The 23,218-nt window shown below is 37.5% G+C and carries 17 protein-coding genes; 12 read left to right on the forward strand and 5 right to left on the reverse strand.

The genetic code is table 11. The annotated features are described in order from the left end of the window. Nucleotides 1-183: 183 nt before the first annotated feature. Nucleotides 184-1,560, reverse strand: coding sequence for a magnesium transporter (mgtE, locus tag ACFILH_RS05230; protein ID WP_375622953.1), 1,377 nt, complete (start codon nt 1,558-1,560; stop codon nt 184-186). 552 nt (nt 1,561-2,112) lie between these two features. On the opposite strand from mgtE, the gene ACFILH_RS05235 reads away from it, so the two are divergent. Continuing rightward, nucleotides 2,113-4,137, forward strand: coding sequence for a M3 family metallopeptidase (locus tag ACFILH_RS05235; protein ID WP_375657921.1), 2,025 nt, complete (start codon nt 2,113-2,115; stop codon nt 4,135-4,137). A 162-nt stretch (nt 4,138-4,299) separates the two neighbouring features. On the opposite strand, the gene ACFILH_RS05240 is transcribed toward ACFILH_RS05235, so the two are convergent. Together ACFILH_RS05240 and ACFILH_RS05245 are read right to left on the reverse strand one after the other, a co-directional pair. Next, entirely contained in the window at nt 4,300-5,376 is a 1,077-nt protein-coding gene (locus ACFILH_RS05240; RefSeq protein WP_375637589.1) for an SGNH family hydrolase, read from the reverse strand. Nucleotides 5,377-5,390: 14 nt separating this feature from the next. Beyond that, complete coding sequence (locus ACFILH_RS05245) at nt 5,391-6,644, reverse strand: lytic murein transglycosylase (protein WP_375667473.1); 1,254 nt, start codon at nt 6,642-6,644, stop codon at nt 5,391-5,393. A gap of 264 nt (nt 6,645-6,908) precedes the next feature. Here ACFILH_RS05245 and ACFILH_RS05250 point away from each other — a divergent pair, with 264 nt between their 5' ends. Together ACFILH_RS05250 and ACFILH_RS05255 are read left to right on the forward strand one after the other, a co-directional pair. Further along, nucleotides 6,909-7,799, forward strand: coding sequence for a UTP--glucose-1-phosphate uridylyltransferase (locus ACFILH_RS05250; RefSeq protein ID WP_375631096.1), 891 nt, complete (start codon nt 6,909-6,911; stop codon nt 7,797-7,799). Between the two features lie 39 nt (nt 7,800-7,838). Then, nucleotides 7,839-8,831, forward strand: a complete 993-nt coding sequence (locus ACFILH_RS05255; RefSeq protein ID WP_273790622.1) for an SIS domain-containing protein — start codon at nt 7,839-7,841, stop codon at nt 8,829-8,831. Nucleotides 8,832-9,106: 275 nt separating this feature from the next. Here ACFILH_RS05255 and ACFILH_RS05260 read toward each other — a convergent pair whose 3' ends face one another. Then, entirely contained in the window at nt 9,107-9,466 is a 360-nt protein-coding gene (locus tag ACFILH_RS05260) for a hypothetical protein (protein WP_375631095.1), read from the reverse strand. Between the two features lie 252 nt (nt 9,467-9,718). On the opposite strand from ACFILH_RS05260, the gene ACFILH_RS05265 reads away from it, so the two are divergent. The 3 genes from ACFILH_RS05265 (at nt 9,719) to guaB (ending at nt 14,729) form a co-directional block, all read left to right on the forward strand. After that, nucleotides 9,719-11,104 carry a sigma-54-dependent transcriptional regulator gene (locus ACFILH_RS05265; protein ID WP_375631094.1) on the forward strand — a complete coding sequence of 462 codons (1,386 nt, stop codon included), beginning with the start codon at nt 9,719-9,721 and terminating at the stop codon, nt 11,102-11,104. 403 nt (nt 11,105-11,507) lie between these two features. Then, the gene (locus ACFILH_RS05270; RefSeq protein ID WP_375657919.1) at nt 11,508-13,079 is read left to right on the forward strand and encodes a phospholipase D family protein; all 1,572 of its coding nucleotides are present in this window, start codon (nt 11,508-11,510) and stop codon (nt 13,077-13,079) included. Nucleotides 13,080-13,229: 150 nt separating this feature from the next. Then, a complete protein-coding gene (gene guaB, locus ACFILH_RS05275) occupies nt 13,230-14,729 on the forward strand; it encodes an IMP dehydrogenase (protein WP_273790618.1) in 1,500 nt (499 codons plus the stop codon). A 179-nt stretch (nt 14,730-14,908) separates the two neighbouring features. Here the strand turns inward: guaB and ACFILH_RS05280 are convergent, their stop codons facing one another. Beyond that, nucleotides 14,909-15,055 (reverse strand): hypothetical protein, encoded by a 147-nt coding sequence (locus ACFILH_RS05280; protein ID WP_375631092.1) that lies wholly within the window; start codon nt 15,053-15,055, stop codon nt 14,909-14,911. A gap of 454 nt (nt 15,056-15,509) precedes the next feature. Between ACFILH_RS05280 and ACFILH_RS05285 the strand changes: the two genes are divergently transcribed. From ACFILH_RS05285 to ugpE, 6 genes are all read left to right on the forward strand, one after another. Next, nucleotides 15,510-16,796: an RsmB/NOP family class I SAM-dependent RNA methyltransferase gene (locus ACFILH_RS05285; RefSeq protein WP_273790617.1), complete on the forward strand. Its 1,287-nt coding sequence runs from the start codon at nt 15,510-15,512 to the stop codon at nt 16,794-16,796. Between the two features lie 132 nt (nt 16,797-16,928). Then, nucleotides 16,929-18,485, forward strand: coding sequence for a glutamine-hydrolyzing GMP synthase (gene guaA, locus ACFILH_RS05290; protein WP_375663296.1), 1,557 nt, complete (start codon nt 16,929-16,931; stop codon nt 18,483-18,485). A gap of 76 nt (nt 18,486-18,561) precedes the next feature. Then, entirely contained in the window at nt 18,562-19,284 is a 723-nt protein-coding gene (locus ACFILH_RS05295; RefSeq protein ID WP_273790616.1) for a glycerophosphodiester phosphodiesterase family protein, read from the forward strand. Between the two features lie 757 nt (nt 19,285-20,041). Further along, nucleotides 20,042-21,376, forward strand: coding sequence for a sn-glycerol-3-phosphate ABC transporter substrate-binding protein UgpB (gene ugpB, locus ACFILH_RS05300; protein ID WP_375631091.1), 1,335 nt, complete (start codon nt 20,042-20,044; stop codon nt 21,374-21,376). 95 nt (nt 21,377-21,471) lie between these two features. After that, nucleotides 21,472-22,356 carry a sn-glycerol-3-phosphate ABC transporter permease UgpA gene (gene ugpA, locus ACFILH_RS05305; protein ID WP_375637592.1) on the forward strand — a complete coding sequence of 295 codons (885 nt, stop codon included), beginning with the start codon at nt 21,472-21,474 and terminating at the stop codon, nt 22,354-22,356. Nucleotides 22,357-22,366: 10 nt separating this feature from the next. After that, nucleotides 22,367-23,218: a sn-glycerol-3-phosphate ABC transporter permease UgpE gene (gene ugpE, locus ACFILH_RS05310; RefSeq protein ID WP_375637593.1), complete on the forward strand. Its 852-nt coding sequence runs from the start codon at nt 22,367-22,369 to the stop codon at nt 23,216-23,218.

Here is a 23,218-nt window from a genome sequence, read left to right on the forward strand (position 1 = left end):
TTAATATGAGAAGCTTTATGATGAGGTAAATTTACGTTATTCGGAGCTGTTATTCAAAAAAATAATAAATTATCTATGGAGCGGTGCGCTAGAAAATAAATAATAAAGCTTATTCTCTTATGGAAAGAATCTTAGGTTACATGACAAGATCTTTCCATAAGTAAGAGTTTTTACTTTACATGTTTAAAGAAGAGTTCCTGACAAAATGAGGGAAGCTACAGAAAAATAGATTATAATGCCCATGACATCTACTAAAGTTGCCACAAAAGGAGCGGAAGCACTTGCTGGATCAAATTTTAAACCTTTAAGAATAAAAGGCAACATAGATCCAGAAAGAGAACCAAAGGTAACGATTCCAACTAAAGCTGTACCCACTGTTGTCGAAATAGCAATCCAATGTTGGCCATAGTCGTAGATACCCAGTTTTTGCCAAAGAGCAATGCGCGTAACACCAATAATTCCTAGTAAGAGACCAAGGGATAGTCCTGTTGGAATTTCACGAATGATCACTTTCCACCAGTCTTTCAACGTGAGTTCACGTAAAGCCAATGCACGGATAATAAGGGATGTAGCTTGTGAGCCGGAATTTCCTCCTGAGCTCATAATGAGAGGTATGAACAGTGTAAGAATAATCGCTTTTTCGAGTTCTGTTTCGAAATGTTGCATAGCGCTTGCTGTCAGCATTTCACCGATAAAGAGTAAAGCGAGCCATCCGCCACGTTTTTTCATCATTTCAGGAAACTTAATTTGCATATAGGGCTTATTAAGCGCTTCCATACCCCCAAATTTATAGGCATCTTCATTCATCTCATCGACCATAGTATCAAGCACGTCATCAACGGTTACAATGCCAATGACATGGTTACTTTCATCAACTACAGGCACAGAGAGAAGATCATGGCGCTGGAAAAGGCGTGCGATATCTTCATGATGTGTGAAGGGCGATATTGTAATGGGCGAGTCATGGGTAGGGACATTAAGAATTAGTTCATCAGGTGAGGCAAGAATAAGGTTACGCAGGGAAACAGCTTTGAGAAGAGTACCTGTTTTAGGGTCAATTACATAGCTGGTATAAACTGTTTCACGTGTTCGCTCGACCTCACGGATGTGATCCAAAGTTTTTTGTATGGTCCAGTTTGAAGGAACGGCTATAAATTCTGTTGTCATCAGTGCCCCTGCTGTATGGTCAGGATAACTGGTGAGTTTTTTAAGTTCAGCGCGCGTTAAGGGGTTAAGCAAGGCATAAAGTCGTGTGCGGGTTTCTTTATCCATTTCTTGAAAGACGTCTGCAGCAGCATCGGCAGACATGCCATCAAGAATTTCAACAGCACGATTTATAGGGAGAAGTTCTAGGATGGCAGCAGGTTGCTCAAGCTCTGGTTTATCAAAAAGTTCGATAACATAATCAAGAGGCAGAAGACTAAGAATAGTTACACGTTCCATGATATCGAGGTCATTTATGATATCAATAGAGTCTGCAAAATGCTGGTTCTTTAACTTTTCAGCAAGAGCTTCAGGAGAAAAATTTTTGAAGTCGAAGGCCGTTTTGATTTCAGTCATGATAAAGTACCTCCTGAAGAGTTGGAGAGTTATAAATCTAGATAATAGATGAGATAAAAACAAAAGTTTATGGAAGATTTAAAAAAAACTCCCCAGCTATATTCCCAATTGTTAATATTTGAAGTAAAGTCAAGGGTGAATTATAAGTTATAAACAAGTTTCTGAATCACTAAAACGAGAATACAGCTTAATTTGAGGATAATATAAAAGCGTAAATGTAAAAATCAGTTCTGATTTTTACCATCATTTCTTTAATGCAGTTTTGTGATTTTCAAAAGAATCTACAGCAATATTTTGTAAAGAGTGGAGATTATGCCTTTCTCCAAGTGTTTTTGTTAATATGCAATTCTATTGTGATGTGTGAGCGAATAATCTTTATTGCTTCAATATAATATGGTTTAAAATGAAAGAACTTTGCGATTTTCAGGTTTTTTATTCAATAGCGTTTTGAAAGGTAGTTTTGAAACTCACGAGATAGTTTTAGTATGTTATCAATTTGTATCGTAAAGATAATTGTTACAGTTTAAATTTATAATGGAGACATAAAGTATTATGGCAAAAGAAGCAGTGCTGGAGTGGAAGGGATTTTCATGTCTTCCTGATTTTTCTTCTATAAGTGATGAAGATTTTAAACCCGCTTTTGAACAGGCTCTTCAAGAAGCCGAAGAAGAACTAGAGGCGATTGCGATGGTGCAAGAACCGCCAACGCTTGAGAATTTTTTACAGCCTTTTGAGCTTTGCGGCAAAGCGCTTGATCGTGTCTGTTCAATATTTTTCTTACGCACCAGTGCTCATACGAATGTATTAATTCAACAGCTAGAGCAAGAGTTCGTTGTAAAACTTTCTCGTTATTCTTCAAAAATGATGATGGATGCGCGGATATTTGCGAAAATAGATGTGCTTTATAAACAGTCGCAGCTGGGCATATTTGAGAGTGAAACAACACGTGTTCTTGAATTATGGTGGAAAAAGTTTGTTTGTCATGGGGCAAAACTCGATGAAAAAGCTAAGAAACGGCTTTTGGAAATTAATGAAAGACTTGCTTTTTTAAATGCTACTTTTGGACAAAATGTCTTAAATGATGAAGCTGAATGGATTCTATTTTTAAAACAAACAGACTTATCTGGTTTACCGCAAGATCTCATTGCTTCAATGAAGGAAATTGCGTGTGAAAGAGGCAATGAAGAAGCGTATGCATTAACACTAGCACGTTCGATTGTTGAACCTTTTTTAAAATTCTCTGATCGTCGTGATTTGCGTGAGGTTGCATTCCAAGCTTGGGCTAAACGTGGTGAAAATAATAACAAGAATGATAATAAAACAATTATTGTAGAGATTGTTGCGCTTCGAGATGAGCAGGCTAAATTATTGGGATATAAATCTTTCGCAGATTTGAAGCTCGATAATACTATGGCTAAAAGTGTTGATTCCGTTATGGATTTGCTTATGCCTGTATGGGAGCGCGCAAGAGCGAAAGCTTCTACTGAGCAAATTGACTTACAAAATTTTGCCAACAATCAGGGCTGCAATGAATCTTTAGCTGCTTGGGATTGGCGTTATTATGCTGAAAAACTTCGTACTGAAAAACTTTCTTTCGATAGCGCGGAGATTAAATATTATTTTCAGCTTGATCGTATGATTAAAGCGGCTTTTAGGGTAGCAGAAAAACTCTTTGGCATTACATTTGAAGAAAAAAACGCTGTTACACTTTGGCATCCTGATGCACGTTTGTGGGAAGTAAAAAAGTCTGATGGAAGTCTACTTGGGCATTTTATTGGTGATTATTTTGCGCGTTCTTCAAAACGCTCCGGTGCGTGGATGAGTAGTTTGCAATCACAACATAAATTGGATGGCGGACAAAAGCCTATTATCTACAATGTTTGTAATTTTGCTAAACCGCCCAAAGGAGAAGTTGCTCTTTTATCACTTGATGATGCACGTACGCTTTTCCACGAATTTGGACATGCATTGCATGGTTTGCTTTCTGATGTCACATGGCCATCTGTGTCGGGAACATCTGTTGCACGTGATTTTGTTGAGCTACCTTCTCAACTTTACGAACATTGGTTAACCGTGCCAGAGATATTAAAATCTTATGCTATACATACAAAAACAGGCCATCCTATGCCACAAGAGTTGATAGATAAAGTTTTAGTAGCACAGACATTTAATGCAGGATTTTCTGCCGTTGAATTTATCTCATCAGCTTTAGTGGATATGGCTTTTCATCAAGGCGAAACAGTCACTGATCCAACAGTGTTTGAACGCCAAGAATTAGAAAAGCTGCAAATGCCTGACACAATTATTATGCGTCATCGTCCCCCACATTTTATGCATGTGTTTGCAGGGGATGGTTATGCATCTGGTTACTATTCTTATATGTGGTCGGAAGTTCTTGATGCAGATGCTTTTCAGGCTTTTGAAGAAACGGGAGATGTTTTTAATTCAGAGCTCGCTGATCTTTTAAAGCGTTGTATTTACTCCGCTGGAGGAAGTCGTGATCCAGAGGAGCTTTATAAAGCTTTTCGGGGACGGATGCCTTTACCAGAGGCAATGATTAACAAACGTGGACTATAAGATATAACGGTATGGTTAACACCATGCCGTTTTCATATTATTCGAAAGGTGCAGTTGCGAGTTATGCAAATTTCCTCTTCATTATAGCTCTGTAAACAGAGTTTTTTATCTTATTCGCTTTTTGTTTATAGAGGAAAACAGATTTTGTATTTTAAATAGACATTATGGGAAAGAAAAATCATCAGCTCGATCTTTTTGATGCCCATTTGGTGGAAACCATGATTTTTTTATAAAACTTGACTTTCTTTTGCCTAAAAGGTGAGTGTTTTGTTGTGCCATATCATCGAGGCTCATTGGAAGCTGACGCATAATTTTACTCCGCTCTTGATTCTCTGATTCTTGTATAAGTTTTTGAATAGCTTGATCGGTTGAGTAAGGATTTCCATGAGAAAAGGCATAAAAATTTAAAATATTTTTCAATGGCTTTTCTAAATAAGAGGCAAGTTTTTTCTTTCCTTCAGGGGTGAAATGCATGCCATTATTGGTGCGTAATTTGGTTATTTTCCCATTAATATCATAGCCTGAAAAAGAAAAATTTCCTTCTTCATCACTAAAGCCGCTCCAGATATCGAGAAAATACCCTCCTGCTGTTTCTGTTTCTTGTTGATAGAGCGCATTAAAAATTTTTATTTTTTGTGTCAAAAGATCATTTTCAAAAGAAGGTTGACCTATCCATATCCATGGTTTTCCAGAGGCATGAAGACTTTCAGCAATTTCGATAATTCTTTGTTTGTAGATGCGCATCCATTCTGACTGATCTGTGTTAATCATGTTATGAGAGTCTGTGATGGGTTGATTATCATTTGCACCGATCATCATGATAATAACATCGGGATTATTTTGATCAATGAGTTTAGAAATATTGCCTTGCCAAGAATAATAATCCGTTCGAACTAAGCCGGAAGCTGGTATTGTGTTGTTCATGATAACGATATCGCTATTATTTATAAAAGACTTCTTAAGTGCATCGGCAACAGCAGAAGCTGCAAAATCCCCTATGACAAGAATGCGCTTTGCATTCTCATTTTTCAGCTTTTGTATGTTTTTTTGTGTTACGATCTTTTTTTGCGGCTTGTCTATTTTTTGTTCTATAATTTGCGGTGGCTGCTGTGTCTGTTTGTTTTGTTGTGACAACCATTTGAAGAAGTTCGTTGCTTTACTTGGGGATGGCTGTAAGATCCCCACAATAGAAAGTGAAAACAGCAATAATGTCAAGTATATCAGGCGAAAAGAAGACAAAAATTTAGTCTCCCTTATTGTTTGCGAAGGAGAAAAAGCACTTGAGATGATGGATATCCATTTGCTTTTAGACCGTGACGCAGTTGAAAAGCTTTAATTGCTTTGCGAGAAGCTGTTCCGATTTTTCCATCAACATTCCCTTTATAATAGCCCAGTGCACTTAAGCGAGATTGTAGTTCTTTACATTCCTGGAAAGTAAGAGGTTGAAAAGGTCTTTGCCAATCATTTACCAATCCAGGATGTCCAGCAATGCGATCAGCAAGAAGGCCAACAGCAAACGCATAACGATCTGCATTATTATAATGTTTCAGAACAAAGAAATTTTTTGTGACTAAAAATATAGGTCCTTTTGCTTCATCTGGATATTTTAATATTGCTTGTTCAGCTGATGTAGGAAGAGGGTGCCCATTTGCGTGTTTTACACCTAATTTTTTCCATTGTTCAAAGGAATACCAGCCTTCAGGAAGGTTTTTCCCCTGCGGCACTTTTACCTCTACTCCCCAAATAAGATTAGGTTGCCAGCCATTTTTGTGGAGAAGGTTAGCAGCAGTAGCCAGAGCATCTGGAACAGAGTTCCAGATATCACGCCGTCCATCTTGGTCCATATCAACTGCATAGGCGAGATAACTGCTTGGAATAAATTGTGTATGCCCCAATGCACCGGCCCAAGATCCAGTGAGTTGAGAGCGTTTAATTTCGCCACTTTGTAGAATTTTCATAGCAGCAATCAGCTGTGTATATGCATATTTTGCACGTTTTTTATCAGCATAGGCTAAAGTTGCAAGAGAGCGAATGGTATCACGCATTACACTTTTATTGGCTAAAACCTTCCCATAGTTGCTTTCCATTGACCAAATAGCAAGCAGAATATTGCGATCAACACCAAAACGTTTTTCAATTTGAAGAAGCCATTTGTTCCATTTTTGAGTTTGGCGCCGTCCTTCCTCAATTGCAATATCATGGACACGATTATCGAAATAGTTCCATGAAGGAGCAACAAATTCCGGTTGGTATGCGGCGCTTTTTAGAACTTCTGGATCAATGGCATTAACACCTTTAAACGCCATATGAAACGTAGAAGGGGTAATATTGTGAGCAATAGCTATTTTTTTAAATTCTTTAATCCAGTGTTTAAATCCGCTATCAGCATATGAAAGGGATATAAAAAACATAAAAAAAGCAGAAAAAATAACGGCAGAGACAGTGAAAAGAGTTCTCCAAGTTATTGACTTCTCTAAAAAGAGAGTCTTCAATTCTGTTTTTTGCATTTTGAAATCCCCATTAATATTCAATTCATTAGATGTGCAATAACTTTATTTTGTATTTAGTTTAATCGATAATATGATCAAGAAGAGGAAAAAACTGAATAAATAATACGTTTTAATCCTTTCAATAAATTCTCAGACTCTTTTTACATTTTTATTATCCATTATAATGATAATCAAAACAATAAGATATCTTTTTTACCATTTCGTAAAAACATATGATAAATAAAACAAAAAAGTTATATGAATTCATTGAGGAGGGTGAGTGTGCGTAAAATCCGGAAAGCAGTATTCCCAGTAGCAGGTCTTGGTACGCGTTTCCTTCCTGCGACAAAAACGATTCCTAAAGAAATGCTAACAGTTGTTGATAAACCTGTTATTCAATATGTTGTGGATGAGGCGAGGGAAGCTGGTATTGAGCATTTTATTTTTGTGACTGGACGTAACAAAGCAGTCATTGAGGATTATTTTGATGCGCAAGTTGAATTATACACGACACTTGCTGAATGTGGAAAGAAAGAAGATCTTGCACACTTATACCGTTTACAGCCATTACCAGGGTCAACTTCTTTCACTCGGCAACAGCAACCTTTGGGATTAGGGCATGCTCTTTGGTGTGCGCGTGAATTAGTTGCAGGGGAACCTTTTGCTTTATTATTACCCGATATGTTGATACAGGCGAAAAAGGGCTGTCTTTCTGAAATGATGAGCCTTTATGAAAAGGTGGGTGGGGGAAATATTATAGCAGTTCAGGAATGCGATCCTAGAGAAACACATAAATATGGTATTGTTGGGAAAGGCAAACAGATTGCAAATGGTTTTGAAATCACAAAAATGGTAGAGAAACCAGTACAAGGAACGGCACCATCAAATTTGTACATCAATGGACGTTATATTTTGCAGCCAGAAATTTTTAATATTCTTTCTACTCAAGAACGGGGAACAGGAAATGAAATTCAATTAACAGATGCTATGATACGGCTTTCAAATGAGCAAGATTTTTGGGGTTTGCAAGTAAAAGGGCGCACTTTTGATTGCGGTTCTAAAGCTGGTTTTATTGAAGCCAACGTTGCATTTTCTTTGGCACGCGCTGATATGCACAGCCACGTTTCTGCTTCATTGAAAAATTTACTGGAAACCATTAATGTTGAAAAATAATATAGATCTCTCACTTAATTTTATTGATCGAATTTGATTATGATAATACCGTCTCCTCATATGGCTTTGCAGGGTGCTGTTGTATCAGCGCTTAAAACACTTGCCAGTGAAAAGCAGGGGCTTGAAGCCCTTGAAAAAGCTCTTCTGGAAAGTCTTTCTTCTTCTTTTGAAGCGGCTGTTCAAACTATTAGAAATGCTCGTGGACATGTGGTTATTACTGGTCTTGGAAAAAGTGGTCATATAGGGACAAAAATTGCAGCAACCTTAGCCTCAACTGGAACACCTGCCTTTTTTGTTCACGCTGCAGAAGCCAATCATGGTGATCTTGGTATGATTGGATCTGATGATGTTATTCTTGCTTTATCATGGTCTGGTGAAACTCAAGAGTTAAGTGGTATTATGAGTTATGCGGCGCGTTTTCGTATTCCCCTTATTGCGATGACATCAAGTAAGCACTCTGTGTTAGGACGACAAGCTGATATTGTGCTATTATTACCAAAGATAGAAGAGGCTTGCCCCCATGGTTTAGCCCCTACAACTTCAACAATTATGCAATTGGCAATGGGAGATGCATTAGCGGTTTCTCTTTTAGAAATGCGTGGTTTTACCGCAACGGATTTCAAAATATATCATCCTGGTGGTTCTCTTGGTGCAAGCCTTAAATACGTGTGTGATATTATGCATGAGGGTGATAATATTCCTTTGGTAATGCAGGGAACATCTATGACTGAAGCGATGAATGTTTTGGTGGAAAAACATTTTGGTTGTGTTGGTGTTGTGAATCAAGAAGGTGAACTAATCGGAATTGTAACTGATGGCGACCTTGCACGTAACATTCATTTTAATTTATCAAAATTTAATGTTGACGAGGTGATGACCAAAGCTCCTAAAGTTGTAAAGCCAAATACACTTGTTGGTGCAGCAACAGCTTTTATTAATGATCATCAGATTGGTGCATTTTTCGTGGTTGAAGATAAAAAACCGATAGGAATTGTCCATTTTCATGATCTTTTGCGCATTGGCGCTGCTTAGATTAAGCTTCCTTATCAAATAAAATGTTATTTTAGGTTGAAATAGATTGCAGGATACAAAGTTACAATTTTATTGTAGGTGGCTTTACTGATATTTTGTGGAAGAAAATGATTATTTTACGCATTTCATAATGTTTAGAAAATTCTCAGGGTAAAGATTATACCAGCCTCTTTGCGTATTTTAGAGAGGATTTTCTATCAGGAGGAGAACGGATCGCCTCCTGCTTAATGTGTGTGCTCCCTCTGTTCTTAAGAGAGATTTCCCTTGTACTTTGTTTAAGATTTCCGCTTAAGGAAAAACTGTGCTCCTGTATGTGAGGTGCAGAGAAGTTGTGTGGCGTCATATGACATTGTACAATTGACTCTAGAAATTGTTCCACGGAGAATAGAGCGTATTTCAATTTCTATATTTTGGGCATTGAGATAATTATATGCCCCTTCTGATAGTTTTTCTTCTGTATCTGCTGCACGCGTTTCAAAAACACCATTGTGGAAAGAAGAAATAATACCATTCTCATCAACCCATTTCCCATCAATTCCAGTTGGCATATTTGAATTATAATATTGCGAAAATTTACAGGCACTTAACAGCAAGGCGGTGATTGTAAGACATAAAATATGAAAGGTATGTTTCATTTATTGCACTCTATTTAGATTATTTTCTCTCGAGTTTCTATAACATTATTAAATTACCCCATGAGTCAATATGAAAAATTTAATGAAAATCAATGAAAAAGCAAAAAAATGGAAAAAAATGCCTTAATGTTGTATTTAATTGATAGCTTGATGAAGTTTGTAAGTGAAACACAAGAGGTGAAATATTTCTTATGGTTTACAACAATTTTGATATTAAGCTGCTGAGTAGTCTCAAAGGAGATTATTGACATTATGGTTGGTCCCATTCTTGTTGCGAGTGAAGATTATGGAAGACGTATAGAACTTTCTGCTATGCTGAGAGGTTTTGGTTATCGTGTCATTGAAGCAGAAAATGGTCTCCGTACGATTGATCTTTTACACAGGCGTAAAAACATTGTGCTTGCACTCCTTGATGTCGTTATGAGTGATTTGAGTGTGAGCGATTTGATTAAAATGATTAGAGTTGCTGGTGTTTCTGTTCCTATTGTCGTTATAGCACAACAAGAGAATCAGCATTTACTCCAGAAAGCTTTAACAGCTGGAGCTATTGATTATTGGATCCATCCAGTAACATTATTACGCGTAAGAGTTACTTTGGATATTCTTGCTCTTATTTCTGCCTTGGAGCATGAGGTTCGAGATATTCGGCGAAAAAAAGAGAATCATTTACGGTTTTCTGATCTTTGCGTAAAAAGTAGAGCTATGCAGATAGTGTTAGAACAATCGAGACAAGCAGCAACTTCTTTACAGAATCTTTTGATAGAGGGGGAAGCTGGAACAGGACGTGAGACATTAGCTCGGATTATTCATCATGAGGGATTATTTTCGGAGGGTGTTTTTGTTCGCTTTCAATGTTCAGCCATCGTTGATCCAGAAGAAGAAAATCAGCAGTGGTTTAAAGAATTCCTACCATTGGTTTCTTCTCTTGAAAAAGGGACACTTTGCCTTTGTGATATTGATCGACTTGAGCCCATACAGCAAAAACGGTTTGCTCATTACCTTAAAGAGAGGGAAAGGGATACAAAAGGAGGATTTTTCCCTTTTCGGATCATTGCTATTTCAACATCGCGTTTAAAGGACTTGGTTAATGAGAACTTTTTTTTGCATAGTTTGTTTGAACAATTTTCTCACTTGTCTATTAGCGTCCCTGCTTTACGAGAATTAAGGGATGATTTTCCAGAGATTACACAACGTTTGATTGATCGCATTATCACAGAAACAGGGCGATCACATGTCCATGGTTTAGCAGGCTCTGCTCTTTCCTTGCTTATGCAGTATGATTGGCCTGGCAATAGAAATGAGCTTGAAACCTTTTTATTTCGTGCGATTTTACTCAGTGAAGGACCGTTATTAACTGTTCGAGATTTTCCGCAATTAATGGGAAATTCATTAATGAATGTTCCCAATATCATTGAGGGTAATATACAAGAAGATAATGAACAAGAATCGATAAAATTTTTGAATACTGATGGGCATGTGCGTACTTTTGCAGAGATGGAACATGATATTATAGAGAAAGCGATTAAACATTATAAAGGACATATGAGTGAGATTGCGCGCCGCCTTCATATTGGTCGCTCTACACTTTATAGAAAAATGGAAGAATTGAGAGCAATAAGAAATCAAGAACGAAAGTAAAATTCATAACAAATTTCTCTTCATGACAAGCATGAGTTTCAAAAAAATAGAGTGGATTTTGATAAAGTTCGTGGGGGAAGCTTAAGAAAACAATTATTTATTGTAAAATTTATCTATAGAGGATGATTTTGTAGATTTAAATCAAATATAAATTTTATGTGATTATTTTAATCGTTTGTTTCAATTTATACAATTTTAGTTAAGTTTACATTTATTAAAACAGAGAAGCATTTTTAAAAACTTTTAAATACTACCGCTAAAATTTTTGTATCATCAATATTAAATTTATACTCTCTTAAGCAAGAAGTGGCATTTTATCTGCTATACGATTAAGATAAAGTGATTAGTGTTATCGTTTGCATTACGGATGATGTGATAGTTTAAAATAGAAAGTTTATCCTCTTTGACTCTTTTACAGATTGTTATTGGTTTTGTCCTCTTTTTTTTTATTGCATCTATGTTGGCAATCTACACCTATGGACGTTTTGTGAAAAATGCTAGGGGGCAGTGTTCTTATGCGTTACCTATTCAGAAAGATGAAACTAAGCTTGATCGTATCGTCAGTCAATTAGCTGAGGAAGAAAATGGATTGGGGATTGATAAAGATGCCCTTTCCCTCATTATCAGCAATTTGGATGCGTTTTGCGTTCGTGCAATAGGAGCTGCAGAGGCTGGGCGTAGCCTTGATCTGATGTATTATATTTGGGACGATGATTTAACGGGGCGCCTATTATTAAGTGAAATAGTTGAGGCAGCAGATCGGGGTGTTCGGGTACGGCTTCTTTTGGATGATATTAATGCTCAGGCACGTGATCCAGCTTATATTGCGCTAGATAAACATCCTCATATTGAGGTGAGAATGTTTAATCCAGGGCGATCTCGTAAAGGTGGTTTACGCCGTGGTTTAGAAATTATATTACGGGCAATTACCGTAACACGTAGAATGCATAATAAAGCTTTTATTGTTGATGGCAGGGTCGCTTTTGTAGGAGGACGTAATCTTGCAGATTCTTATTTTGATGCTGGTAAAGAATCTCATTTTCGAGATTTAGATTTGATGTTAATCGGTCCCTCTGTTAAAAAGGTAGAAAGTATCTTTGATGATTTTTGGAATAGTGCTGTTGTTTTACCAATTCATACTTTGGTTGTTCCTAAAAGCGCAAGTGATCTTAGCTATTGGAAAGATAAATTACGAAAGTTTCGTGATTCCAAGGTTGCAAAAGTTTATTTAGATTATGTCAAAGAGCACATTAACTTTAATTGTTTTATCCAAACAGGAAAGCGGTTATTTTTAGCAGACAAAGTTGTTGTTCTTTCTGATCCTCCAGAAAAAGCATTGCGTAAAAAAGCAAGCAATTGGCTTATGAAGGCACTTTCAAAGGTTATTGGAAATGCCCAAAAAACGGTTCAGATTACGTCACCTTATTTTGTTCCTGGTAAGGTTGGCACGCAGAATTTTAGTAATTTGGTTTCAAAGGGTGTTGATGTCAAAATTCTGACAAATTCTTTAGCAGCTACTGATGTAGCATTAGTGCATGGTGGTTATGTACCGTATCGTAAGGCATTGTTGAAAAGTGGTGTTAATCTTTATGAATTAAAAGCGGAAGGCAATACTCATGGGTTACGATTGTTTCGATCGAGTAAGGCAAGTTTACATGCCAAAGCTTTTTTAATTGATCGTAAAACAGCTTTTATTGGATCTTTAAATTTTGATCCAAGATCAGCATCATTAAATACAGAAATGGGCATTCTTTTTGAATGTGCTCCCATTACAGCAAGATTAGATTTGTTGTTTTCTGAAGAAACCACAGGGGAAATGAGCTATCATCTGCGTCTTGGTGATAATAATCGTATTTATTGGGATTTTATTGAAAATGAAAAAAAATATAGCATTGACTATGAGCCAGAAAGCAATTTTTGGCGTCGCGCATTTGCAAAAATAATAAGTTGGTTACCTATTGAATCACAATTGTAAATTTTTATAAACCACACTTAAAAAAATATTTTATTTTTCTTTTCATTTTGTTTGTAGCATGGCATAATTTTTTGCCAATCTACCATGTATGAGAACCGCAGTTGTATTTTAAAGCTCCTTGCGGTGTTTTATTATAAAAGGAATTTTGCTATGGCAAAGATTGTTGAAACGGGGACAGGTGCATTGGCACTGACTTTTGATGATGTACTTTTACAACCCGGTCATTCTCTTGTTATGCCTAGTCAAGTGGATCTCAGTACGCGCATTGCAGCGGATATTAAGCTCAATTTGCCATTGCTTTCTGCGGCAATGGATACGGTAACAGAATCGCGTTTGGCTATTGCGATGGCTCAAGCTGGTGGTCTTGGGGTTATTCATCGTAATATGTCTCCTGCAGAGCAGGCAGAAGAGGTCCGCCAAGTAAAAAAGTTTGAATCTGGTATGGTTGTTAATCCAGTCACCATTGGACCAGATGCAACACTTGAAGAAGCAAAATCTTTGATGCGCTCTCATGGTATTTCCGGTATTCCGGTTGTTGAAAATGGTGCTAAAGGTGAAACTGCTGGACGGCTTGTTGGCATTTTGACAAATAGGGATGTGCGTTTTGCATCGGATCCCAAACAAAAAATTTATGAATTAATGACGCATGAAAATTTAATCACAGTGCGTGAAAATGTTCAACTCAATGAAGCAAAGTATCTTTTACACCATCATCGTATTGAAAAATTATTAGTTGTGGATGAACAGAATCGTTGTGTCGGACTGATAACAGTTAAGGATATTGAAAAAGCAAAATTAAATCCAAACGCTGCCAAAGATTCGCAAGGTCGCTTGCGTGTTGCAGCTGCAAGTAGTGTAGGGGACGATGGGTTTGAGCGGGCTGAACGATTAATTGATGCAGGTGTTGATATTCTAGTGATTGATACTGCACATGGACATTCTCAGCGTGTATTAGACACAGTTGAGCGTATTAAAAAAATGACGTTTTCTCCAGCCATTATTGCTGGTAATGTCGCAACTCCGCAAGCAACACAGGCTTTGATTGACAGTGGTGCGGATGCTATAAAAGTTGGTATTGGTCCTGGTTCTATTTGCACAACGCGAATTGTTGCAGGTGTTGGTGTTCCTCAGCTTGCAGCCATTATGAGTGCGGCAGAAATTGCTGATAAGGTCGGTATTCCCGTTATTGCTGATGGGGGGATAAAAGCTTCGGGTGATTTTGCTAAAGCCTTAGCAGGTGGGGCTTGTGCTGCTATGATTGGCTCTCTTTTAGCGGGTACAGAAGAAAGCCCTGGTGAAGTTTATCTATATCAAGGACGATCCTTTAAAGCTTATCGCGGCATGGGATCTGTTGGTGCTATGGCACGAGGATCGGCAGATCGCTATTTTCAAGATGATGTTCGTGATGAACTTAAGTTGGTTCCTGAGGGTGTAGAGGGGCAGGTGGCTTATAAAGGTCCTATAGCATCAGTTCTACATCAGCTTGCTGGTGGACTTCGTGCTTCGATGGGGTATGTTGGAGCAAAAGATCTTGTAGAGTTTCGTGAAAAAGCAACGTTTGTACGTATTACGAATGCGGGACTCCATGAAAGTCATACGCATGATGTTTCTATCACACGAGAGAGTCCAAATTATCGTGGGCCAGTTTAAAGATACAAGATCCTAATGTCATATTGCATAAATATAAAATCTTCCGAGAATAAGAAAGAGAGACTGCGCTTTTTTCTGTTTGTAATTTGGTGTAATAATCCCAAAAAGGAAAGAATTAGAGGTCAAAACTCTAATTCTTTCTGTTAAGACTATATGAAATAAGTTATATAAAATTAGAATTAACTTTTTGTTGTCTTCCGTCCAGTCTTTGACGCACGTTGGCGAGTGTTTGTCTGATCACTTTGGATGGATTTCTTTCCGTTGTTTGAGGGCATTGTATTATGACGGCTTTTAGACGAAGTTGTTTTTCCATTATTATAAGTCATTATTTTCTCCTTTTAAATTGTCTGGCAGTTGCCATTAGAGTAAAAACGGTCATGCCAAATAGTGGTTCCAAGCATTTTCTAAAAAGTTAATTTTTTGTTGAACGTAAGATGAAATTGTTTAATTTTATGAGAAGACTTTTTCTATTTTTTCAGCAGGATAGCCGTACAAAGATGGGAGATATTTGATTTTTTCGTAATGCATGGCGGAAATAAGTTCTTTATGGATGGCTACGTATCTTTTAGGATAAGAGGTAGAAGGATAAAAAGCGAATGGGCAGAAGATGAAAGGAAAAATCTAGATACTCTAAATTGGATTTTATAAAAAAGTATGATCAGATCATTTTAATATTGAATGTAAATTTTTTATGGCTTTGAGAAGGTTCCATTGGCAAGAAGACGATAATATTATTTTTTTAGATGATTTAAAATTTTATTATTTTAATGGGAGAAATGAATGCGATTAGGTGGGCGTTTGCAAGCAGCAATAGATGTTCTCAAAGAGATAGAAATGAAGCATCGCCCAGTAGGAGCAGCTTTAAAGGATTGGGGGCTTTCTCATCGCTTTGCTGGAGCAGGTGATCGCGCAGCTATTGGTACAATCGTTTATGATGTTTTAAGACGACGTTATTCTTTACAATGGCGTATGGAGAGTGATGATATCCGAGATATCGTTTTTGGTGCCTTATTAGATTATGGAAAAATGACGCTGGAGCAAATTGACGGTGAGTTGGCAGAAGATCGGTTTGCACCACAGTTATTAGGGGCTAAGCAGCGTAAATCGTGGCAAGGTCAGCAATTAGTGGATGCTCCAGACTATATTCGTGGTGATATTCCACAATGGTGTCAAGCGCATCTGCGTCCTTTATTTGGTGATAATTGGATCACTGAAGCGGCTGCGTTAGCAACGCGTCCTTCTTTAGATCTACGGGTAAATAACCTAAAGGCAACACCAGAAAAGGTGCTGAAAGAATTAGCAAAAACCAAACTTAAATCTTTTCCATGGTTTGGGCAAGCTTTAAGAATTGCACCGATTGAAAAGTTTAATCGTCATCCCAATGTTCAAGTGGAACAAGCTTTTCAAAAAGGACACTTTGAAATACAGGATTTAGGATCTCAAATTGTTGCTCACCTTGTGGACGCGCAAGAGAGCATGCAGGTATTAGATTATTGTGCAGGTGCTGGGGGCAAAACATTAGCTTTAGCTTCCGATATGAACAATCGTGGGCAAATTTATGCTTATGATTCCGATAAAGCGCGCTTAGCTCCTATTTTTGATCGTCTTCGACGCGCTGGTGTTCGTAATGTACAAACACGAGCACAAAAAGAAGAATTGAAGCCATTAATAGGCCAGATGGATAGAGTTCTACTAGATGCACCATGTAGTGGGACAGGAATATGGCGTCGTCGTCCAGATGCGAAATGGCGTTTAACATTAGAACAGGTGAAACAACGCCAAACAGAACAGAGGGCTATTTTGAATGAAGCGATAGCTTATCTTAAGCCAAATGGGCGCCTAATCTATATTACCTGTTCTCTTTTTACAGATGAAAATGAGGAACAAATTTCCCATTTCCTTCAACAACATTCTCATTTTTCTCCAATAGATATGCCAGCGCTTTGGCAGAAACATTTTAGTTTTTCTCCTGTGCAACCAGTTTTTTCAAATTATGGACTTACTTTGTCGCCAGCCACAACACAAACAGATGGGTTCTTTTTATCTGTGTTGCAAAAAAAACATTGATCCATATTTTTGCACTTTTTATCATAAACTTTACGAGAATAATCTTTTTCTTAAGAAAACAGGCTTGTGAAAAGAGAAAGATTAAATCATAACTCTCATGAGTTTTCTTTTACAATTGTTGATTGGTTTTCTATGAGCATATCACATCCAGACACTGTTCTTATTATTGACTTTGGTTCACAAGTTACACAACTTATTGCACGACGGGTACGAGCAATGGGGGTATATTGTGAAATTGCTCCTTTTCAATTGGCTTTAGAAGTTGTGCGCCGCATAAATCCTAAAGCTATTATTTTATCAGGGAGTCCTTATTCCGTTATTGATGAGGGCTCTCCGCGTGCTCCAATGGAAATTTTTGAGGCGGGTATTCCGATTCTGGGTATTTGCTATGGTGAACAAGTCATGTGTGTTCAGCTTGGAGGAAAGGTTGAAGTTGGGCATGAGCGTGAATTTGGGCGTGCTTTTTTGGAAGTGCAAGAAGAGAGTGCCCTTTTTGATGGAGTGTGGAAAAAAGGTTCTCGTTATCAAGTATGGATGAGCCATGGTGACCGTGTGGCAGCTTTACCAGAAGGTTTTCGTGTCATAGGAACCTCAAAAGGAGCTCCCTATGCGGCTATTGCGGATGAAAAAAGACATTTTTATGCGGTACAGTTTCATCCTGAAGTTATCCATACACCGGATGGTACAAAACTTTTGCAAAATTTTGTTCATAAGATCTCTGCTATTACAGGCAATTGGTCAATGGCTTCTTATCGTGAGCAGGCAATTGCTACGATACGACAAAAAGTTGGGAAAAGTCGTGTGATTTGTGGTCTTTCAGGGGGAGTGGATTCATCTGTTGTAGCGGTACTCCTTCATGAAGCTATAGGAGATCAACTGACATGTATTTTGGTAGACCATGGGCTGATGCGCAAGAATGAAGCTGAAGAAGTTCTCACGCTCTTTCGTGATCACTATAATATAGAGCTTATTCACGTTAATGCTGCTGATGTGTTTCTTAATGCTTTAAAAGGTGAGACAGATCCAGAAAAAAAACGCAAAACAATTGGTCGCCTTTTTATTGAAGTTTTTGAAGAAGAAACGAAAAAAATAGGAGGTGCAGAGTTTTTAGCACAAGGAACACTTTATCCAGATGTTATTGAGAGTGTGTCTGCTATTGGTGAAACGGTAACCATTAAAAGCCATCATAATGTGGGTGGGCTACCAGAACAGATGAAGATGAAACTTGTAGAACCGTTACGTGAGCTCTTTAAGGATGAGGTTCGCTCGCTAGGACGAGAGTTAGGGCTACCGGAGCAGTTTATTGGTCGCCATCCTTTTCCAGGTCCCGGCCTTGCAATTCGGTGTCCAGGTGCTGTAACACGTGAAAAATTAGAAATTTTACGCGAAGCAGATGCTATTTATCTTGAGGAAATCCGTAAGGCCGGTCTTTATGATGAAATTTGGCAAGCTTTTGCTGTTCTTCTTCCAGTTCAAACTGTTGGTGTTATGGGGGATGATCGCACTTATGAATTTGTTTGTGCTCTTCGCGCTGTCACATCTGTAGATGGAATGACCGCTGATTTTTATCCCTATGATATGGCATTTTTAAGTAAGACAGCAGCACGTATTATTAACGAAGTTAGAGGGATTAATCGTGTTGTATATGATGTAACCTCAAAGCCTCCTGGTACTATTGAATGGGAATAATTGAAATGAAGAATAAGCCTTTATCTGACAATCTGTACGTCAATATCGTTTAAAATTGAGAAGTGTGGGATTTTGCATGTCTGAGAAAAAAATTGTTGCACACCGTGGAGGAGCTCATCTTTATCCTGAAAATACCCTTTCAGCATTTAATAATGCTATAGCGTTAGGTGTTGATGAAGTTGAATGCGACGTTCATTTGCTGAAAAGCGGTGAAGTGGTTGTCTTTCACGATTTCCGTTTAGACCAATTGGTTGGGAAAAAGGGGTATATTCACGACATTGATAATGAAACACGCAAACAACTCTGCGTGAAAGGAAGCCAAGAAGCACCTCCCTTATTAGAAGAAGTGCTTGATCTTTTAGCACCAACGAATGTTGCATTGCATCTTGAAATCAAAACATGTGGTGAAGTGGAGCGTGAAACAATATTATCCCAAAAAGCGCTTGCACTAATAAAAAGCCGAAATTTATTAGAACGGGTTTCTGCAATTAGTTTTGATCCTTTTATCCTTCGTCCTTTTATTGAAGCAGGAATACCATCTGGTCCATGTGTTGATAATTTTGAAGGTGATATGTACCGTCATTTTTCTGAATGGAAGCAATTAGGTTATTCTGATCTAAGTTTAGATGGCTCCATTGTTTCACAGAACTTTATTGAATCAGCTCTTGAGGCTGGTTTTACTGTAGGGGTATGGACAATTAATGGAAAAGCTCGGTTATCACATTGGCTTGATATGCCTGTACATTACATTACGACAGATCAACCTGATCTCGCATTGCAATTGCGTGCACAAAGGTAAAAAACACATCAACACAAAAGGAACTATATATTTTCATAAAGCTAGCGTAATAAAAGAATAAAAATTATCTAATATATAACAATAATACATTGATTTATAATGATAATTAATGGTTTATTCATGTGAATAATAGACCTTAATACATAAGATTTTCTTATTTCAAATCTTTTTACAATGAATCAATCAAAATCATTCCTTTGCACATTACAAGCAGGGTTGGTGTGTGGATAAAAAATGATTGAGAAAAGAATAAAAATATTCATTTAACGTATTTTAAATGCAAGATTTGTTGAAGCATTAGGGTCTCACATGATGATGTCGTTTTGCACTTTTATGAAGTGTAAAAGTGATGGTATACAAAAAGTCTTATATACTTTAGTGGAGAGGCTTTATGGCTTATATTATAGGAGCTATCACGAAATGTAGATGTATTGAAAGATTTTTTAACAGCATGGAAATTGGTCATACATTGTCATTTTGTTTTGCGTGAGGGGCGTGATCTTGTTACAGGGAAAGAGACTATTAAGCGCTCAAAATGATTTTTAATTTTAAGAAAAGTTTTATTTGTCTCTTCGTTAATACATAAGAATGCTTATAAAAGAAAATGAATAAATTTAAACAAATTCATTTGACCTTTTGGTGGTTCCTGTTTAAATGAGAGAATATGTTTCTGAAATAAAACTGTCATAGCATGTTCATGTGTAATACTATAAATTTAGGGGTAGTTTGTATTCCATCACTTCAGAAAGGGTGAACCATGAGTCGTTTTTATCTTTCCATAGCGGCCACGGTTGCTATCATAATGTCCACAGCGGGAATAACAGCAAGTTTTGCGCAGACAAAAATCAGCTTTTGGCATTCTATGAGTGGTGAATTAGGAAAGCAAACTGAAAGTCTCATTAACGATTTTAATGCAAGTCAATCTGAGTATAAAGTTGTTTCTTCATATCGCGGTGAATATGAAGAGGGGTTGATTTCACTTATTGCAGCATTTCGTGGAAAGAAACAGCCAGTACTTGCCCAAATTTATGACGTTGGTACTGGAACTATGATGGCTGCAAAAGGCGCAATCTACCCATTTTATCAACTTATGGCTGATACAAAACAAGAATTTGATCCTACAGATTATTTCCCTGCTATTAGTGGTTATTACTCCGATGAACAGGGGCGTATGGTTTCTATGCCATTCAATATTTCAACACCCATCCTTTATTATAACAAAGATATCTTTAAAAAAGCAGGGCTTGATCCAGAACAGCCTCCTAAAACGTGGCAAGATATAGAAAACTTTTCCAAAAAAATTCTTGAGACTAAAGCAGCAACTTGTGGTTTTACAATGGCTTATGCCGCTCAATGGATTGGTATAGAAAATTTTTCAGCGTTGCATAATGTTCCGTTTGGAACAAAGGAAAATGGCTTTAAAGGACTTGATTCAGAACTTACATTTAATGGACCTTTACAAGTGCGTATGTGGACTGACCTGAAAAAGTGGTCTGATCAAGGTATTTTCCGCTATGGTGGTCCAGCAGGTGCATTAGATTCAACACCAATGTTTATGGCACAAAATTGTGCAATTTTTATGCAATCTTCAGGATCACATGCTGGAATTGTTTCTGAAGCTCAGTTTAATGTGGGGGTTGGTATGCTACCGTACTATAAGGATACAGAAGGAGCACCACAAAATTCAGTTATTGGGGGAGCTTCTATTTGGGCGTTTAAGGGCCATACCCCAAAGGAATATGCAGGGGCAGCCGCTTTTCTTAAATTTCTTTCGAAAACAGAAAATCAAGCAAAATGGCATCAGGAGACAGGTTATCTTCCAACCACAAAAACGACTTATGAATTGAGTAAAAAACAACATTTCTATGAAAAAACGCCAGGTGCGGATATAGCTATCAAACAGATTAATCTTAATCCACCAACAGTTAACTCAAAAGGGATAAGATTTGGTAATTTACCACAAATCCGTGCCATTCTTGATCAAGAGTTGGAAGCTGTTCTTAGTGGTTCAAAAACGCCGAAAGATGGTTTAGATGAGACCGTTGAACGTGGAAATAAACTCTTGCGTGAATTTGAAAGATCTAATCATTAATTTCGTTTTATTGTTAAACATTAAAGACTCAACAAAAACAGTTGAGTCCTTTTTGTTTACCTTTTTAAAGTCTCTACATTTAAAGAGCCCTACGAATGCAAGAAAAACATGCATATTTTAAAAATAATCTACTTTCTTATGGACTGCTTTTTCCTCAGCTTTTTGTGACTTTTTTGTTTTTCTTTTGGCCTGCTGCTCAAGCAATAAAATCATCTTTTGAGCGTGAAGACACTTTTGGCTTTACAACAACCTTTATTGGTTTTGAGAATTATCTAACCGTTCTTTCTGATCCTACTTATCGGCAATCGCTTCTTACAACCGCAGTATTTTCCATCTCAGTTACTGTCGCTTCAATGACAATATCACTTCTCTTAGCTGTCTGTGTTGATCGTGTCATCCGTGCAAAAAAGGCTTATACAATGCTTTTGCTTTGGCCCTATGCTGTTGCTCCAGTATTGGCAGGTATATTATGGCTGTTTATCTTTCATCCCACCATCGGAATTATGCCTTTTCTTCTCGAGAAAATAGGAGTGCTATGGAATTATCGTATTAATGGCACTCAAGCAATGATTCTTATTGTCATTGCGGCTAGTTGGAAACAAATTTCTTACAATTTTCTCTTTTTTCTTACAGGTCTTCAGTCTGTTCCGCGTTCTCAAATAGAAGCAGCCGCCATTGATGGTGCTGGTCCCTTTAAACGATTTTGGACAGTGGTCTTCCCGCAAATTTCACCAACGACGTTTTTCCTTCTTATTGTCAATGTCAATTATGTTATGTTTGATACTTTTGGTATTATTGATAATACAACTTCTGGAGGTCCTGCGCGTGCAACGAGCATACTCGTCTATAAAGTATATGACGATGGCTTTAGAAATCAAATAATCGGTGCATCAGCAGCACAATCAACAATATTGATGTTGATGGTTATTGTCTTAACGTTTATCCAGTTTCGCTGGATTGAGCGCCGTGTACAATATTAGGAAACAAATTATGGTTGAAAATCGCCCTGTTTTGAAATTTCTAACCCATATTACTCTCATTGTTGGTATTATCATTATTTGCTTTCCAGTTTATGTTGCTATCATTGCATCAACTCATAGTTCAGCAGCATTTAACTCAGGAACACTTCCTCTTTTGCCTGGGAAATACGCTCTGGAAAATTATAAAACAATCTTTGGTGATGGCCTTGCACGGCTAGGTTTGCCCAACCTCTGGCCACTCTTAATGAATTCATTCATTATGGCTCTTGGGATTAGTATTGGAAAAATTATTATTTCACTTTTGTCTGCTTATGCAATTATTTACATGCGCTTTCCCTTCCGAAAAACTGCTTTTGTTCTTATTTTTGTTACATTGATGCTCCCTGTCGAAGTTCGTATTCTTCCAACCTATGAGATTGTTGCAAAATTGGGGATGGTTAACACCTATAGTGGAATGATTATTCCACTTATTGCATCTGCAACCGCTACATTTTTATTTCGCCAGTTTTTTTTGACTGTTCCAGATGAACTCTTAGAGGCGGCACGTGTTGATGGTGCAGGTCCAGTTAAATTTTTTAAGGATATCCTTCTTCCTCTTAGTAAAAGCAATATCGCTGCCTTATTTATCATTATGTTCATTTATGGATGGATACAATATCTCTGGCCTCTTATCATCACAACGGATCAAAATCATCAAACGATCCTTATTATTTTAAAACAGCTTATTGTCGAATCACTTCAACATGATCCTCAATGGAATATACTCATGGCAGTATCGGTTGTTGCCATGGTTCCCCCTGTTCTTGTTGTTATCTTCATGCAGCGGCTTTTTATCAAAGGCCTTATTGAAACGGAGAAGTAA

Origin of the sequence: Bartonella sp. CL435QHHD (assembly GCF_042195095.1) — a bacterium.
Taxonomy (GTDB): Bacteria; Pseudomonadota; Alphaproteobacteria; order Rhizobiales; family Rhizobiaceae; genus Bartonella.

What these genes read in the sequence shown, in the direction of transcription:
- ACFILH_RS05295 (WP_273790616.1), top strand. Translation starts at nt 18,562, where the DNA reads ATGTCTGAGAAAAAAATTGTTGCACACCGTGGAGGAGCTCATCTTTAT.
- ACFILH_RS05265 (WP_375631094.1), top strand. Translation starts at nt 9,719, where the DNA reads ATGGTTGGTCCCATTCTTGTTGCGAGTGAAGATTATGGAAGACGTATA.
- ACFILH_RS05260 (WP_375631095.1), bottom strand. Translation starts at nt 9,466, where the DNA reads ATGAAACATACCTTTCATATTTTATGTCTTACAATCACCGCCTTGCTG.
- ugpE (WP_375637593.1), top strand. Translation starts at nt 22,367, where the DNA reads ATGGTTGAAAATCGCCCTGTTTTGAAATTTCTAACCCATATTACTCTC.
- ACFILH_RS05245 (WP_375667473.1), bottom strand. Translation starts at nt 6,644, where the DNA reads ATGCAAAAAACAGAATTGAAGACTCTCTTTTTAGAGAAGTCAATAACT.
- ugpB (WP_375631091.1), top strand. Translation starts at nt 20,042, where the DNA reads ATGAGTCGTTTTTATCTTTCCATAGCGGCCACGGTTGCTATCATAATG.
- mgtE (WP_375622953.1), bottom strand. Translation starts at nt 1,560, where the DNA reads ATGACTGAAATCAAAACGGCCTTCGACTTCAAAAATTTTTCTCCTGAA.
- ugpA (WP_375637592.1), top strand. Translation starts at nt 21,472, where the DNA reads ATGCAAGAAAAACATGCATATTTTAAAAATAATCTACTTTCTTATGGA.
- ACFILH_RS05255 (WP_273790622.1), top strand. Translation starts at nt 7,839, where the DNA reads ATGATAATACCGTCTCCTCATATGGCTTTGCAGGGTGCTGTTGTATCA.
- guaB (WP_273790618.1), top strand. Translation starts at nt 13,230, where the DNA reads ATGGCAAAGATTGTTGAAACGGGGACAGGTGCATTGGCACTGACTTTT.
- ACFILH_RS05285 (WP_273790617.1), top strand. Translation starts at nt 15,510, where the DNA reads ATGCGATTAGGTGGGCGTTTGCAAGCAGCAATAGATGTTCTCAAAGAG.
- ACFILH_RS05235 (WP_375657921.1), top strand. Translation starts at nt 2,113, where the DNA reads ATGGCAAAAGAAGCAGTGCTGGAGTGGAAGGGATTTTCATGTCTTCCT.
- ACFILH_RS05280 (WP_375631092.1), bottom strand. Translation starts at nt 15,055, where the DNA reads ATGACTTATAATAATGGAAAAACAACTTCGTCTAAAAGCCGTCATAAT.
- guaA (WP_375663296.1), top strand. Translation starts at nt 16,929, where the DNA reads ATGAGCATATCACATCCAGACACTGTTCTTATTATTGACTTTGGTTCA.